This window comes from Allobosea sp. GW822-FHT03F07 (assembly GCF_058801345.1).
Map to the genome: position 1 here is coordinate 407,608 of NZ_JBXAND010000002.1, position 15,777 is coordinate 423,384.

General features: G+C 66.9%; 16 protein-coding genes. 6 read left to right on the top strand and 10 right to left on the bottom strand.

All coding sequences use genetic code 11. The features are described from left to right. Positions 1-112 precede the first annotated feature (112 nt). From AC1RMY_RS10475 to AC1RMY_RS10500, 6 genes are all read left to right on the top strand, one after another. Positions 113-1,600, top strand: a complete 1,488-nt coding sequence (locus AC1RMY_RS10475) for a replicative DNA helicase (RefSeq protein WP_492864115.1) — start codon at positions 113-115, stop codon at positions 1,598-1,600. Beyond that, the gene (gene alr / locus AC1RMY_RS10480; protein ID WP_492864116.1) at positions 1,597-2,739 is read left to right on the top strand and encodes an alanine racemase; all 1,143 of its coding nucleotides are present in this window, start codon (positions 1,597-1,599) and stop codon (positions 2,737-2,739) included. The genes AC1RMY_RS10475 and alr overlap by 4 nt, the downstream gene beginning before the upstream one ends. 6 nt (positions 2,740-2,745) lie before the next feature. Further along, complete coding sequence (gene radA, locus AC1RMY_RS10485) at positions 2,746-4,140, top strand: DNA repair protein RadA (RefSeq protein WP_492864118.1); 1,395 nt, start codon at positions 2,746-2,748, stop codon at positions 4,138-4,140. Between the two features lie 106 nt (positions 4,141-4,246). After that, entirely contained in the window at positions 4,247-4,942 is a 696-nt protein-coding gene (locus AC1RMY_RS10490; RefSeq protein WP_492864120.1) for a CvpA family protein, read from the top strand. 43 nt (positions 4,943-4,985) lie between these two features. Beyond that, entirely contained in the window at positions 4,986-6,473 is a 1,488-nt protein-coding gene (gene purF / locus AC1RMY_RS10495) for an amidophosphoribosyltransferase (protein ID WP_492864122.1), read from the top strand. A gap of 15 nt (positions 6,474-6,488) precedes the next feature. Further along, positions 6,489-7,229, top strand: coding sequence for an SDR family NAD(P)-dependent oxidoreductase (locus tag AC1RMY_RS10500; protein WP_492864124.1), 741 nt, complete (start codon positions 6,489-6,491; stop codon positions 7,227-7,229). 41 nt (positions 7,230-7,270) lie between these two features. Here the strand turns inward: AC1RMY_RS10500 and der are convergent, their stop codons facing one another. The 10 genes from der to AC1RMY_RS10550 form a co-directional block, all read right to left on the bottom strand. Next, positions 7,271-8,698: a ribosome biogenesis GTPase Der gene (der, locus tag AC1RMY_RS10505; RefSeq protein WP_492864126.1), complete on the bottom strand. Its 1,428-nt coding sequence runs from the start codon at positions 8,696-8,698 to the stop codon at positions 7,271-7,273. A gap of 154 nt (positions 8,699-8,852) precedes the next feature. Beyond that, positions 8,853-9,515: a tetratricopeptide repeat protein gene (locus tag AC1RMY_RS10510; RefSeq protein WP_492864128.1), complete on the bottom strand. Its 663-nt coding sequence runs from the start codon at positions 9,513-9,515 to the stop codon at positions 8,853-8,855. A gap of 131 nt (positions 9,516-9,646) precedes the next feature. Continuing rightward, entirely contained in the window at positions 9,647-10,738 is a 1,092-nt protein-coding gene (gene queA, locus AC1RMY_RS10515) for a tRNA preQ1(34) S-adenosylmethionine ribosyltransferase-isomerase QueA (RefSeq protein WP_492864130.1), read from the bottom strand. An 8-nt stretch (positions 10,739-10,746) separates the two neighbouring features. Then, positions 10,747-11,217 (bottom strand): peptidylprolyl isomerase, encoded by a 471-nt coding sequence (locus tag AC1RMY_RS10520; RefSeq protein WP_492864132.1) that lies wholly within the window; start codon positions 11,215-11,217, stop codon positions 10,747-10,749. Next, positions 11,217-11,861, bottom strand: a complete 645-nt coding sequence (locus tag AC1RMY_RS10525) for a UCP034077 family protein (protein ID WP_492864134.1) — start codon at positions 11,859-11,861, stop codon at positions 11,217-11,219. The genes AC1RMY_RS10520 and AC1RMY_RS10525 overlap by 1 nt, the downstream gene beginning before the upstream one ends. A 26-nt stretch (positions 11,862-11,887) precedes the next feature. After that, positions 11,888-12,448, bottom strand: a complete 561-nt coding sequence (locus tag AC1RMY_RS10530) for a peptidylprolyl isomerase (protein ID WP_492864135.1) — start codon at positions 12,446-12,448, stop codon at positions 11,888-11,890. A 554-nt stretch (positions 12,449-13,002) separates the two neighbouring features. Beyond that, positions 13,003-13,233, bottom strand: coding sequence for a DUF1467 family protein (locus tag AC1RMY_RS10535; RefSeq protein WP_492864137.1), 231 nt, complete (start codon positions 13,231-13,233; stop codon positions 13,003-13,005). Then, the gene (locus tag AC1RMY_RS10540) at positions 13,230-13,643 is read right to left on the bottom strand and encodes a RidA family protein (protein ID WP_492864139.1); all 414 of its coding nucleotides are present in this window, start codon (positions 13,641-13,643) and stop codon (positions 13,230-13,232) included. Before AC1RMY_RS10540 ends, AC1RMY_RS10535 begins: the two co-directional genes overlap by 4 nt. 5 nt (positions 13,644-13,648) lie before the next feature. Then, the gene (mce, locus tag AC1RMY_RS10545; RefSeq protein WP_492864141.1) at positions 13,649-14,053 is read right to left on the bottom strand and encodes a methylmalonyl-CoA epimerase; all 405 of its coding nucleotides are present in this window, start codon (positions 14,051-14,053) and stop codon (positions 13,649-13,651) included. Positions 14,054-14,084: 31 nt separating this feature from the next. Next, a complete protein-coding gene (locus tag AC1RMY_RS10550) occupies positions 14,085-15,755 on the bottom strand; it encodes a ribonuclease J (protein WP_492864143.1) in 1,671 nt (556 codons plus the stop codon). Positions 15,756-15,777 lie beyond the last annotated feature (22 nt).

Below are 15,777 nucleotides of genomic sequence, written 5' to 3' on the forward strand. Positions count from 1 at the left end.
GACTGACAAGATGCTAAGGTTGAGTCCCCGACAGAATCGCTTCCGTAGAACGCTTGTCAGCGATCAAATGTCGGCTTGAAGTATCAATCATCACTGGATTTACGGGACGGCCATGGCCACCGCTACCGCCCTTGTCACCCGCCTCGAAACGCGCGAGGCCGAATACCGCGTCCAGCCTCACAACATCGAGGCCGAGCAGGCGCTGCTGGGCGCGATCCTGGTCAACAACGACGCCTTCTACCGGGTCTCGGACTTCCTGCTGCCGGACCATTTCTTCGAGCCGATCCACCAGCGCGTCTTCGAATTGACGTCAAGTCTGATCCGGGCCGGCAAGATCGCGACGCCGATCACGCTGAAGACCTTCCTCGGCGAGATGGATCTCGGCGGCATCACCGCCTCGCAATATCTCGCCCGCCTCGCGGCGGAGGCGACGACCGTCATCAACGCCGGCGACTACGGCCGCACGATCTACGACCTCGCGATCCGCCGGCTGCTGATCAATGTCGGCGAGGATCTGGTCAATGTCGCGTATGACGCGCCGGTCGACATGGCCCCGCGCGAGCAGATCGAGGATGCCGAACGCAAGCTCTACGAGCTCGCCGAGAAGGGCCGCTCCGAAGGCGGCTTCGTCAAGTTCGACGGCGCGCTCTACACCGCCATCGAAATGGCCGCCAACGCTTATCAGCGCGCCGGCGGCCTCTCGGGCATCTCGTCGGGCCTGCGCGATCTAGACCAGCGAATGGGCGGCCTGCAGCCTTCCGACCTGATCGTGCTCGCCGGCCGCCCGGCCATGGGCAAGACCTCGCTCGCCACCAACATCGCCTTCAACATCGCCAAGAACTGGCGGGGCGAGCGCCAGACCGACGGCTCGATCAAGACGGTTGATGGCGGCATCGTCGCCTTCTTCTCGCTCGAAATGTCGGCCGACCAGCTCGCGACGCGTATCGTCGCCGAGCAGTCCGGCATCTCCTCCTACAAGATCAGGCAGGGCCGCATCACCGAGGGCGATTTCGCCCGGCTGACCGATGTCGCGGCGCAGATCGAGAAGCTGCCGCTCTATATCGACCAGACCGGCGGCATCTCGATCGCCCAGCTCGTCGCCCGCGCTCGCCGGCTGAAGCGCCAGAAGGGGCTCGACGTCCTGTTCATCGACTATCTGCAGCTGCTCTCGGGCTCGTCCAAGAACAGCCAGAACCGCGTGCAGGAGCTGACCGAGATCACGACGAGCCTGAAGGCGCTGGCCAAGGAACTGAACGTTCCGGTCATCGCGCTCTCCCAGCTCTCGCGCCAAGTCGAAAGCCGAGACGACAAACGCCCGCAGCTTTCGGACCTGCGCGAATCGGGCTCGATCGAGCAGGACGCCGACGTGGTGATGTTCGTCTATCGCGACGAGTACTATCTCAAGGGCAAGGAGCCGCGCCCCGGCACCGAAGAACACAACAAGTGGCAGATCGAGATGGAAGCCGCTCATGGCGTGGCCGAACTCATCATCGGCAAGCAGCGCCATGGCCCGACCGGCTCGATCGCGCTGCAGTTCGACGCCGATGTAACGCGCTTCTCCGATCGTGCCGACGAAATGCGACTGCCGGACCGCGAATGACGACCTTCGACACACCCGCCTCCGAGACCAATTCCGAGGCTTTTGGCGCCACGCTGACCGTCGATCTCGGCGCGCTGGTTTCGAACTGGCGTGCGCTAGGCAAGCGCGCCGGCACCGAGGCCGGCGCGGTAGTCAAGGCGGACGCCTACGGCATCGGCATCGAGCCCGCGGTCACGGCGCTGGCGCGGGCAGGCTGCAAGAACTTCTTCGTCGCTCATGTCTCCGAAGGCATCCGCGCACGCAGCGTTGCGCCGGAGGCGACGATCTACGTGCTGAACGGGCTGCTGCCAGGCGCTTGCGACGTGTTTGCCCGGCATGAGCTGTCGCCGGTGCTGGGCTCGCATGAGGAGTTGCTCGAATGGGCTGCGTTCCGGCAGGGCGGCGCCAATGCCCGGCCGGCGGCGCTGCATGTCGACACCGCGATGAACCGGCTCGGCCTTTGGTGCGGTGAAGGGCTGAATCTCGCCCGCGAGAAGGCCGGCGCCATCACGGCCGCAGGCATCGGTCTCGTGATGAGCCATTTCGCCTCGTCCGAGGACGAGGCCGACCCGGCCAATGCCCGCCAGATCGCGGCCTTCGCCGAGATCGCGGGGGCGTTTCCGGGCCTGCCCGCCTCGCTGAAGAACTCCTCGGGACATTTCCTCAGGAACTGCCCGTCCTACGAGCTGACGCGGCCGGGCTACGCGCTCTATGGCGGCAATCCAACCCCCGGCAAGCCCAACCCAATGCGCCCTGTCATCGGGCTGGAAACGCGGATCATCCAGGTCCGCGAGGTCGAGGCCGGCGCACAGGTCGGCTATAACGGCCGCTGGACCGCCAAGCGCAAGAGCCGGCTCGCCACGATCTGCCTCGGCTATGCCGACGGCTACCCGCGCAATGCGAGCTGGACCGATGCCGGCACGGGCGGTTCGGCCATCGTCAGCGGCATCGTCTGCCCCTTCGCCGGCTCGGTCTCGATGGACCTGATCATCGTCGATGTGACGGAAGTCCCCTCGCCCGGTGCCAAGCGTGGAGACCCGGTCACGCTGATCGGCGGAGCGCTCGACCTCGAGACCGTCGGCGCCGGGGCCAAGACGATCGGCTACGAGATCCTGACCAGCCTGGGCCGGCGTTACGCGCGCCGCTATGTCGGGCTCTAGCCGCGCGTGGCCAAGCGCGGTCCGACCTATACCTGCCAGAACTGCGGCGCGGTCTATCACCGCTGGCAGGGCAAGTGCGACGCCTGCGGAACCTGGTCCTCGCTTTCGGAAGAGGCGCAGGCCGCCCCCGTTCCCGGCGCACGCGGCTCTTCGGGCAAGGCGCGGGGCCGCGTCTTCGCGCTGGAGAGTCTGAAGGGCGACACCCAGGATGCGCCGCGCATCGTCTCCGGCATTGGCGAACTCGACCGCGTCACCGGCGGCGGCTTCGTGCCGGGCTCGGTGCTTCTCATCGGCGGCGATCCCGGCATCGGCAAATCGACCCTGCTGATGCAGGCCTGCGCGGCGCTCGCGCTGTCGGGACGGCGCGTCGTCTATGTCTCCGGCGAGGAATCGACCGGACAGGTGCGCCTGCGGGCCGAGCGCATGGGGCTGGCCGAGGCGCCGGTCGATCTCGCCTCCGAGACCAATGTCGAGGACATCATCGCGACGCTGGGCCAGGGCGCCCGCCCCGCCCTCGTGGTGATCGACTCGATCCAGACGATGTGGTCGGGCGAGGTCGAGAGCGCGCCCGGCACCGTGACACAGGTGCGTGGCTCGGCCCAGGCCCTGATCCGCTACGCCAAGACATCAGGCGCCTGCCTGATCCTGGTCGGCCATGTCACCAAGGACGGCCAGATCGCGGGCCCGCGCGTGGTCGAGCACATGGTCGATGCCGTGCTCTCGTTCGAAGGAGAAGGGGCGCACGCGTTCCGAATCCTGCGCGGGCAGAAGAACCGCTTCGGTGCGACCGACGAGATCGGCGTCTTCGAAATGACCGGCAAGGGCCTCTCCGAAGTCGGCAATCCCTCCGCCCTCTTCCTCGCCGGGCGCGATCAGGCGGCGCCGGGCGCGGCCGTCTTCGCCGGTGTCGAGGGCACGCGGCCGGTTCTGGTCGAAATCCAGGCGCTGGTCGCGCCGACCTCGCTGGGCACGCCGCGCCGCGCCGTCGTCGGCTGGGAAAACAGCCGGCTTGCCATGGTTCTGGCCGTGCTCGAAACGCATGGCGGCCTTCGCCTTGGGCAGCACGACGTCTATCTCAACGTCGCCGGCGGCTTGCGGGTGAACGAGCCCGCCGCCGACCTCGCCGTGGCCGCAGCGCTCGTCTCGTCACTCAGCGGCGCGATCCTGCCGCCCGAATCGGTCTATTTCGGTGAAATCGCGCTATCCGGTGCGATACGCCCCGTCTCGGTTGCCGCCGCTCGGCTGCGCGAAGCGTCCAAGCTCGGCTTCGAGGCGGCGCTGATGCCGTCGGGCGGCGCCGATGCCGGCGATAGTGGCGGCCTGAATCTGAGGCGATTCGGCCATGTCACGGAACTCGTTGCCGATATCGCCGCGCGCGCGCCTCGCAGAGATGTGAAATGACGACGCCGCAATAGTGACGCAGACGGCCTGAGCGCGTATAGCAAAACCGATGCGGCCAGCCCATCTAACGCAGGCCATTCCGGGACCATAACGAAGCGGCTCATCCATGCCTGTGACCATCCTCGATCTCGTCGTCATCGGCGTGGTTCTGATCTCGGCATTGCTGGCCGCCGTGCGCGGGCTGACGCGCGAGGTCCTGGCGATCGCCTCCTGGGCGGCAGCAGCGGCAGTGGCTTGGATCTTCCACCCGCAGATGCTGCCGATCCTGAAGCAGTACATTCCCAACGACACGATCGCGCTGATCGCCTCGATCGCCTCGCTCTTCCTGGTGACGCTGATCGTCGTCTCCCTGGTGACGGCGCGCATCTCGGATTTCGTGCTCGACTCGCGCATCGGAGCGCTCGACCGCACCCTCGGCTTCGTGTTCGGCGCCGGTCGCGGCGTGCTGCTCGCGGTGATCGGCTATCTCTTCTTCGCCGCGCTGATGGGCGACAAGAACATGCCGACCTGGGCCAAGGACGCCAAGGCCAAGCCGATGCTCGAGGAAACCGGCCGTTCGCTGCTGACGATGCTCCCGCAGGACGTCAATGCCGATTTCGTCAAGAACCTGCTGAAGCCGAAGACGGGGTCCGAGCCGACCGAAGCGCCGGCCGAGGAGCCGCGCCAGCCGGCGACGCCGGGGGCGCCCTCCGGCACAGAGCCGCAACGCCGGACCGAAGTGCCCAATGCCGCCGACCGACAGGCGCTTCAGCGCGCCATCGATGCCACCCGCCCGACCACGCCTGCCCCATCACGTCCCTAATTCGCGCGTAAGGACAGCCTGTCCCAGCGCATGGAGCCTTTAGATGATCTCGCAGACCGAGACCAGGATCGCCGAGACTGAGGCCGCTTTCGATCCCTATGCCGACCGTTTGCGCGAAGAGTGCGGCGTGTTCGGCATCTTCGGCCATGCCGACGCCGCAGCGCTCACCGCGCTCGGCCTGCATGCGCTGCAGCATCGCGGCCAGGAGGCGGCCGGCATCGTCTCCTTCGATGGCGCACGCTTCCAGTCCGAGCGGCGTCTCGGCCTCGTCGGCGACGCTTTCTCGGAAGCCTCGGTCATCGACAAGCTCAAGGGCACGCAGGCAATCGGCCATGTGCGCTATTCGACGACCGGCGAAACCATCCTGCGCAACGTCCAGCCGCTCTTCGCCGAGCTGCATGGCGGCGGTTTCGCCGTCGCGCATAACGGCAACCTGACCAACGGGCTGACGCTGCGCCGGGACCTCGTGCGCGACGGGGCGATCTACCAGTCGACCTCCGACACCGAGGTGCTGCTGCATCTGGTGGCGCGCAGCCGCAAGCCGCGCTTCATCGAGCGCTTCGTCGAGGCGATCCGCCAGATCGAGGGTGCCTATGCCTTCGTTGGCATCACCAACAAGAAGCTGATCGGCGTGCGCGATCCGCTCGGCATCCGCCCGCTGGTCCTGGGCGAACTCGACGGAGCGCCGATCCTGACCTCGGAAACCTGCGCGCTCGACATCATCGGCGCCAAGTTCGTTCGCGAGATCGAGAACGGCGAGGTCGTGGTGATCTCCGAGGACGGCATCGAGAGCCACAAGCCCTTCCCGGCGACGCCGGAGCGGCCCTGCATCTTCGAGTACATCTATTTCGCCCGGCCGGATTCGATCGTGAAGGGCCGCAGCATCTATGAGCGCCGCAAGGCCATGGGTGCGCAGCTCGCGCTCGAAGCCCCGGCGAATGCGGACGTGATCGTGCCCGTGCCGGATTCGGGCGTGCCGGCAGCGCTCGGCTTCGCACAGGCGAGCGGCATTCCCTTCGAACTCGGCATCATCCGCAACCACTATGTCGGGCGCACCTTCATCGAGCCGACGCAGAAAGTCCGCGAACTCGGCGTGAAGCTGAAGCACTCCGCCAACCGTTCGGTCGTCGAGGGCAAGAGCATCGTGCTGGTCGATGATTCGATCGTGCGCGGCACGACCTCGTTCAAGATCGTGAAGATGATGCGCGAGGCCGGCGCCCGCGAGGTGCATTTCCGCATCTCCTCGCCGCCGATCACGCATCCCGATTATTACGGCATCGACACGCCCGACCGCGAGAAGCTGCTCGCCGCGACGCATTCGCTCGAGGAGATGCGGCAGTTCGTCGGCGCGGATTCGCTCGCCTTCATCTCGGTCGACGGCCTTTACCGGGCGATGGGCCATGAGCGGCGCGACCCGGTCCGCCCGCAATTCACCGACCACTGCTTCACCGGTGACTACCCGACCTCGCTGACCGACGTGATCGGCGAGAGCGCCAAGCAGCAGATCTCGCTGCTGGCCGAGGCCGGCTGAACCTCAGGGATATCCATGACCAAGCCTCTGGAAGGGCGCGTCGCGCTCGTCACCGGCGCCTCGCGCGGCATCGGGCGGGCCGCCGCGCTCGCCTTCGCGCAGGCCGGAGCCCATGTCGTCGCGCTCGCCCGCACCAGCGGCGCGCTTGAGGAGCTGGACGACGAGATTCGCGCGATCGGCGGCACGGCGACGCTTGTGCCGGTCGATCTCGGCGACGTACCTGCCATCGAGAAGCTGGGCCCCGCCCTGCTGCAGCGCTGGGGAAAGCTCGACATCCTGCTCGCCAATGCCGGTATCCTCGGCCCGCTCTCGCCGCTGACCCACGCCTCGGCGAAAGAGTGGACCAAGGTGTTCGACACCAACGTCACCGCCAACTGGCGCCTGCTGAAGTCGGTCGAGCCGGCGCTGCAGGCATCGGATGCCGGGCGGGTGATCCTGATGTCCTCGGGGGCGGCGCATAAGTGCCTGGCCTATTGGGGGCCGTATTCGATCTCCAAGGCCGCCGTCGAGGCCATGGGGCGTACCTATGCCGCCGAAACCGTGACGACGCCGCTCAAGGTGATGCTGGTCAATCCCGGACCGCTGCGGACCCGCATGCGGGCCGAGGCCATGCCCGGCGAGGATCCGTTGACGCTGAAGACGCCCGAAGATCTGGCGCCGCATCTGGTCGCGATCGCCTCGCCGGACTGGGCCGAGACGGGCAAGATCTTCGACTTTCCGCAAGGCAAGGTGCTCAGCCCGCAGATGCCGGCCTGAGGCGAGCCTTCCCTTCTCCCGCGAGGGGAGAAGAGCGCGCGTCAGCCGGCGCGCTTGTTCTTGTCATAGGGGTTCTCGCCGCCCCGCGTGTGCAGGCGGATCGGCGTTCCCGGCAGTTCGAAGGCCTCGCGCAGATTGTTGACCAGATAGCGGGTGTAGGACACCGGCAGATGGTCGAGCTGGTTGCCGAACAGCGCGAAGGTCGGCGGTCGGGCCTTGGCCTGCGTCATGTAGCGGATCTTGATGCGACGGCCCGCCACCGCCGGCGGCGGATGGGCCGAGAGCACACCTTCCAGCCAGCGGTTGATGCGCGCCGTCGAGACGCGCCGGTTCCAGACGTCATAGGCGGAGAACACCGCCTGCATCAACCGGTCGATACCCTCGCCCGCGAGGCCTGACAGCGGCACGATCGGCACGCCGCGCACCTGCGCCAGCAGATAGCCCGCCTTTTCCTTGAGCTCGGCCAGCAGGCCCTGCTTGTCGGCGACCAGGTCCCACTTGTTCAGGCCGATGACGACGCAACGGCCCTCGCGCTCGATCAGATCGACCAGCGTCAGGTCCTGCTTCTCGAAGGGGATGGTCGAGTCGAGCAGCACGACGACAACCTCGGCGAAGCGGATCGCGCGTAGCGAATCCTGCACCGACATCTTTTCGAGCTTCTCCTCGATGCGGGCGCGCTTGCGCATGCCGGCCGTATCGAAGAGCTTCACGGGCCGGCCGCGCCATTCATAGTCGACCGAGATCGTGTCGCGCGTGATGCCGGCCTCGGGGCCGGTCAGCAGGCGCTCCTCGCCGATCATGCGGTTGACCAGCGTCGACTTGCCGGCATTGGGGCGGCCGATAATGGTGACGCGCAGCGGTTTGGTCGGGTCGCTATAGGCGCCTTCGTCCTCCGCCTCAGCGCCGGCGGCAGGTGCATCGACCCATTTCTTGTCGCCATAGCTCTCGTCGAACTCTTCTTCCTCCTCGGGCTCGACGTCGATGAAGGGGGCGAGCGCCTCCAGAAGGTCGGAGGTGCCCTCGCCATGCTCGGCGGAGAACGGCACGGGATCGCCGAGGCCCAGCGCATAGGATTCGAAGATGCCGTCAAGCCCCTTCTTCCCCTCGGCCTTGTTGGCGAGCAGGATGACGGGCTTGCCGGATTTGCGCACGAGATCGGCGAAGGGTTGGTCCATCGGCGTCAGGCCGAGCCGGGCGTCGATCATGAACAGGATGACGTCCGCCTGGGCGATCGCCGTCTCGGTCTGCGCCCGCATGCGGCCGGCGAGCGAGGTCGGATCGGCCTCTTCCAGCCCTGCCGTGTCGATGATGTTGAAGCGCAGATGGCCGAGTGCGGCCTCGCCCTCGCGCCGGTCGCGCGTCACGCCCGGCCGGTCATCGACCAGCGCGAGCTTCTTGCCGACGAGCCGGTTGAACAGCGTCGACTTGCCGACATTGGGCCGGCCGATGATGGCGACGGTGGCGGTCATTCTGTTTTCGTATCCTGTTACGCCGTCATCCCGGGCGACCGCAGGGAGACCCGGGATCCATTCCGGAATCTCACCTGAAAGCGCCCCGGCATGGATCCCGGATGCGCGCCGCTTCGCGACCTGTCCGGGATGACGGCGTTTGTTCTTCTAGTCTTCAGTTCTTGATCTGGACCGGGCCGCCGCGCACCAAGGCGAGGTAGAGCTCGGTGCGCTGGCGCAGCACGGAAGGCGACTGCGGGTCGGTGACGATGGCGTCGAACCAGCGGCCGGCATCCTCGAAGAGATTGGCCTTGAGCGCGGCGATGCCGAGGAACTCGCGGGCCGAATGGCGCCAGGCCCCCTGCGGCGTCGCCAGCGGCTCCAGCGCCGTCCTGAGCTCGGCGTAGGGCACGAGGTCGACGCGCAGCATGCCGGCCCGCAGGCGGGCAAGGTCGCGATGGAGCTGCCCCAGCGAGCCGTCATTGGCGAGCGCGTCGAAGGCGGTGGCGCCGGCGGCTGCATCGCGCTTGGCCGTCTCGGCGGCGAGGCGGAAGCGGGCGATCTGGCGATAACCTGCCGGCGCGCTGGCCGCGAGTTCGCCCAGGATCGTCTCGGCTTCCGTGCCGTTGTTGTCGCGCGAGGCCTTCAGCGCCGCTTCGAGCCGCGCGCCCACCACCTGCGACGCCTGCTGCTCGCGATGGAGCCAGAACTGCCAGCCGGCGACGGCGAGAACGGCCAGAATGGCGAGGCCGGTGACGACCCAGCCATATTTCTTCCAGAGCTCAGCCGCCTTGTCGCGGCGGACTTCCTCATCGATCTCGCGGAAAATATCGGCCATGGTCCGTCAGAATTCCTGTGTGGTGCAGCCGGGTAGCATTTTCACCGGGGAATGGCGAGCCGGAACACGACTTTCCTCGCCGTTCCTTGCTGCCGACCGCTGTTGCCCGGGCAGCGAGGCCTCGCCCGAGCTCAGTCGGTCTTCGCCCGATGCAACAGGCTGCCATCGCCATAGGAATAGAAGCGGTAGCCCTCGGCGATCGCATGGGAATAGGCGCGCTTCATCACATCGAGACCGCAGAAGGCCGAGACGAGCATGAACAGCGTCGAGCGCGGCAAATGGAAATTGGTCAGCAGCAGGTCCACAGCCCGGAAGCGATAGCCCGGGGTGATGAAGATCGCCGTGTCGCCCGAGAAAGGCGCAATGACGCCGTCCTCCCCCGTCGCGCTTTCAAGCAGGCGCAGCGAGGTCGTGCCGACCGCGACGATGCGTCCTCCCCGCTCCCGAACCTTGTTGAGCGCCGCCGCCGTCTGCGCCGAAACCGTGCCCCATTCGGCATGCATGCGATGGTCGTCCGTGTCGTCCGCCTTCACCGGCAGGAAGGTTCCGGCGCCGACATGCAGCGTGACCAGATGGCGGGTGACGCCGCGTGCTTCGAGCGCCGTAACGAGTTCCGGCGTGAAATGCAGGCCGGCGGTCGGCGCCGCGACCGCGCCATCAGCACGCGCGTGCATGGTCTGATAGTCGCTGGCATCGGCCTGGTCGGTCGGGCGCTTGCCGGCGATATAGGGCGGCAGCGGCAATTCGCCGAAGCGTGCTATGGCCGCGTCAAGATAGGCACCGCTAAGGGCAAAGCGCAGCTCTACTTCGCCGCCTTCGGCCTTGCTGACGACTTCGGCCTGCAGGCGACCGAGTTCGCAGGCGACGCCCTCGGAATCGTCGCCGAAGGTAATGGTCTCGCCGATCGCGATCTTCTTGGCCGGCCGCGCGAAGGCGCGCCAGCGATCCTCGCTCTCCCGCTTGTGCAGCATAATCTCGATCCGCGCCGAGGCTTCGCCACGATAGCGACGGCCATAGAGCCGCGACGGGATCACGCGCGTATCATTCAGAACCAGCGCGTCGCCGGGCTGAAGCAGCGAGACGAGGTCGCGGATGCCGCGATCCTCGAAGGGCTCGGCAGCATCCGGCTTGACGACGAGCAGACGCGCCGCATCGCGTGGGCTGGCTGGCCTCAGCGCGATGCGGTCTTCGGGGAGCTCGAAGTCGAAGAGCCCGACATCCACGATTCTGATCAGGCCGCGTCGGCCATCACCTTCATCGAGACGATCGAGTCGGGGTCGCGCACCGGCTCGCCGCGCTTGATGTTGTCGACATTCTCCATGCCTTCGACGACCTGGCCCCAGACGGTGTACTGCTTGTCGAGGAAACGGGCGTCGTCGAAGACGATGAAGAACTGGCTGTTGGCCGAGTTCGGGTTCTGGGCGCGGGCCATCGAGCAGATGCCGCGGACATGCGGCTCGGCGTTGAACTCCTGCTTCAGGTCCGGATAGCTCGAGCCGCCGGTGCCGGTGCCGTGCGGGCAGCCGACCTGCGCCATGAAGCCGTCGATGACGCGGTGGAAGACGATGCCGTCATAGAAGCCCTCGCGGGCGAGCAGCTTGATCCGCTCGACATGGCCGGGGGCGAGATCGGGACGCAGCTTGATCACCACCTTGCCCTTGGTGGTTTCCATGACGAGGGTGTTCTCGGGATCGAGGGACATCAGATCGGCCTTTCGTTTGACGGCGCTCGGCCGTGGAAGCGGATGGACAAAGGTCGCCCCGCGATAGCCGCTCCCAGCGGCGGGGACAACCTCATTGGTGTGCAGCCGCGAACTGCGGCGACAACAGAGTCTGTGAAGCGCTGACGCAAAGTGGGGTCGGTCTGCTTGGTTTCCCAGGTGACGCGGGGCTGCCCGAAAAGCGAGCCGTCACGACGCAGGCTGAACCTGACCGTCGCCATCACACCGGTATCGGGGCCGTCCAGGGCGGGCGGCGTCCAGCAGCGGCGCAAGGCCGGCGCGACATCACTCAGACGTTCAAGGGCCTCGCCCTCGAATGGCGGCGTCGCGGGGGCGAGCCCGCCGATGACGCCGATCTCGCCACTGCCGGGACGCGGCGGTGGCAGGACGCGGCGCTCGCTCATGCCCGGAATGTCCTCGTTTCCGCCGAAGCGTCCACCGATGCCCGGCACATAGCGCTGTCCGGACTGAGGTGGCAGCACCGGGTTCTGCAAGCCGGAAGGCGGCGGCAGGACGGGGTTCTGCGAGCCCGATGGTGGCGGCAGGCCGAGATCGATCGTGTCCTGCGCAAGCGCATCAGCTGCCGCGAGCGCGATCAGAATGACGGCAAGGCAGCACATCCGCATCGCCCTGCCCTCCCAGCCGGAATGCCCTACTTCGCGTCGGCCTGCAGGCGCATGCGGACGATCTTGTCGGGGCCGGAAACCTGGCCGCTGCCGGGCGCGCCCTTCTTGATCTTGCGGACGGCGTCCATGCCCGAGACGACCTCGCCGAAGAGCGTGTATTGGCCGGTCAGCGAGCCGCAACCCTCATAGCAGATGAAGAACTGCGAATTGGCCGAGTCGGGCGACTGCGAGCGGGCCATGCCGACCGAGCCGACCTTGTAAGGCGTAGGCGTGAACTCGGCCTTGATATTGGGCAGGTCAGACCCGCCGGTGCCGGTGCCGGTCGGATCGCCGGTCTGGGCCATGAAGCCATCGATGACGCGATGGAAGACGATGCCATCATAGAAGCCGCGCTTGGTCAGCGCCTTGATCTGGGCGACATGCTTGGGGGCGAGATCGGGCCGCAGCCGGATCGTCACCGGGCCATCCTTGGTCTCGAGGATCAACGTGTTGTTCGGATCCGGCGCCTGCGCCTGCGCCTGGGCAGGCATCGGGGCGAAGCCGAACGACGCTAGGATGGCGAGGGTAGCGAGCGAGCTGCGCAGCATTGTCATCTCCATGGCCGCCGACGGTCCGGCGGGTCTCTGATCCCCGCGCGTGGTAGCGGCATCCTTTGGCCGGAACAAGGCGCTCAATAGTGCCGAATCGAACGATGTTGCAGCGCACAAGTGCAGCGGAGAATAAATTTGCAAAAAGATAAGGCTAGGCATGCCTAAAGTGATGACAGGGGTGTCGCAATCGGTTATCAAACTCTTGCTGGACACGCTTTGTTGATCGAAGCGCCGCGGACCAGGTCTCGGGAGGACAAACGCCCGCCTAGTATACGAGTCGCACGCAACCAGACGAGCGCCGTTACTGCGGTAAAAACAGACTAGAGAAGGCAAGGCGCGAGCCTTGCCTTTTTCTTTTTCTGCTGTCCCTCAGGGCTCATTGCCCGCGCCACATCGCCGGCCAAGCTCATCTCGCGAACGAACCACGCCGTCATCCCGGGCTTGCTCCGGGATCCATCGCAGGGCTCCGGAGCTTTACGATGGATCCCGGATCTGCGCCGCTTCGCGGCTTGTCCGGGATGACGTGGTGGTGCTGAGCAAGCCCGCTAGGCTTACAGTTCGAACGTCGCCCAGACGTACCAGACGATGCAGAAGACGATCGCGGCGATGACCGAGGTGATCGCGGCCTTGCGCAGCAGCCCCGGCAATATGGGCGCACCCGGTTCGGTGCCTGCAGTGACTTCGCCCGTTTCAGCCTGGCTGCGCACGCCGAAGGGCAGCACGGCGAAGAGCACGGTCCACCAGATCACGAAATAGACGGCGAGTCCTCCGGCGACGGTCATGATTGCGGCCTCTCCGCGCCGGAGCCTGCCAATGCAATGCAGGAGAACGCCACCCTCGCCTGCGTCGGCACGCCGAAGCGCGCCGTATGACGGGCCGGCAATCCGCCGGGGAAGTGCTTCACATACTCCGCATTGCAGGCGGCGTAGTCGGCCGGATCGGTGATCAGCATCGTCATCTGCACGACGCGATCGAGCGAACTGCCGGCCTCGGCCAGGATCGCGGCGATCTTGCCCAGCGCGTTGCGGACCTCTTCCGCCGGCGTCTCGCCGCGATGGATGCCCTGCGCCGGATCGTGCGGGGCGGAGTGACCGGAGACGAAGACGAGCCCGCCGGCGCGTGTCGCGGCGCTGAAAGGGCGGACTGAGCCCGGCTCAGGCTCACCAAGAAACGTGATCGGGGACGCATCCATCGGATTCAGGCCTGCTCCAGCTCGACCAGCGTGCCGGTGAAATCCTTCGGGTGCAGGAAGATCACGGGCTTGCCATGGGCGCCGATGCGCGGCTCGCCGGTGCCGAGCACGCGCGCTCCCATGTCCTTCAGCCGGTCGCGAGCGGCGATGATGTCGTCGACCTCGTAGCAGATGTGGTGGATGCCACCATCGGGATTGCGCTCGATGAACTTGCCCACGGGCGAGTCGGCGCCGAGCGGCTCCAGCAATTCGACCTTGGTGTTGGGCAACTCGACGAAGACGACGGTGACGCCGTGCTCCGGCTGCGGCAGCGGCTGCGAGACGCGCGCGCCCAGCGTGTCGCGATAGAGCGCCGTCGCGGCAACGAGGTCCTTCACGGCGATGGCGACGTGGTTGAGGCGTCCGATCATGCTTGCGCTCCCATCTGGCTATCCGCCGATCCTAAACCTCGATCACGAGAGCATGCACCAGCGGCTTCTTGCCCCATTCCTCGTTGACGGCGCTGCGCAGGCCGCGCTCCAGCGCGTTGCGGAGCGCCTCTGGGTCGCGCCGACGCGCCTTCGGGATGCCGTCGATCAGTTCGGAGACGGCATCCGCGACGTATTCGTCGAAGCCGGTGCCGTCCCGCGTATAGGGCGGCAGGCCGAGCACCGCGATCTCGGGGTCGCCGGCGAGCCCGCCCTTCTCGTCGATCGCGACAGCGACCGAGATCATGCCGACATAGGAGAGCCGGCGACGCTCGGGGATCGTCTTTTCAAGCGCGTTCACCAGAAGGTGGCCGTCCTGGTAGAGCCGGCCATGGGTTACCTCGTCGATCTTGCTGGCGCCATCCGGGCCGATCGCGACGACATCACCATTGCCGGCGCGCACGACCGTCTTGACGCCGAGCCCGCGTGCGAAGATCGCGTGCTCCGAGAGGTGCAGATCCTCGCCATGGGCGGGGATGACGATCTTCGGCTTCAGCCAGCCATAGAGCCTCGCCATCTCCTCGCGGCGCGGATGGCCGGAGACATGGACCAGATGCGTCCGGTCGGTGATGATCTCGATGTTGTCGCGGGCGAGCGCGTTCTGGATCGCGCCGACGGCCTTCTCGTTGCCGGGAATGGTGCGCGACGAGAAGATCACCCGGTCGCCCGGCGTCAGGGTGATCTCCGGATGGTCGTCCGAGGCGATCCGCGAAAGAGCGGCGCGGGGCTCGCCCTGGCTCCCGGTCAGCAGCGCCACGACCTTGTCGCGCGGCAGGTAGCCATAGGTGTCGGCCGAGCGGAAGGCCGGGATGCCTTCGAGATAGCCGCATTCGCGCGCGACATCGATGACGCGGTCCATGGCGCGGCCCACAACGACGACCTCGCGCTGATCCGCCATGGCAGCCTCCGCGACGGCGCGCAGGCGCGCGACATTCGAGGCGAAGGTGGTGACGGCGACCCGGCCCGGCGCCGAATGGATCAGTTCCTTGAGCTTGGCGCCGACATCGGCCTCGCTCGGGCTGATGCCGTCGCGCATGACGTTGGTGGAGTCGCAGACCAGCGCCAGCACACCCTCCTCGCCGATCTCGCGCAGGCGCTTCTCGTCGGTCGGCAGGCCGACCTGCGGGGTCGGGTCGATCTTCCAGTCGCCGGTGTGGACGACGAGGCCGACCGGGGTGCGAATCGCGAGCGCGTTCGATTCGGGGATCGAATGGGCGACCGGGATAAACTCAATGTCGAAGGGGCCGAGCGTGATGCGTCCGCCCTGGGCGACGACGTTCATCGGCACCTTGGGCGCGCCGGGCTCCGAGAGCCGGCGCGTCGCCAGCAGGCCGGCGGCGAACTTCGTGCAGTAGACCGGGGCACGCAGGGACGGCCAGAGCGCGGCGAGCGCGCCGATATGGTCCTCATGGGCGTGGGTGATGACGATGCCCAGCAGGTTCGCCCGTTCCTCGACGATGTAGCGCAGGTCCGGCAGCACGATGTCGACGCCCGGCACGTCCGGGCCGGCGAAGGACAGGCCGCAATCGACCAGGATCCATTTCCGCCGTCCCTCCGGCCCGAAGCCATAGAGAGCGGCATTCATGCCGATCTCGCCGAGGCCGCCGAGGGGAACGAAGACGAGTTGGTCCTGGGAACGAGGCACGGGCAATCCTGACTGGAGCGGG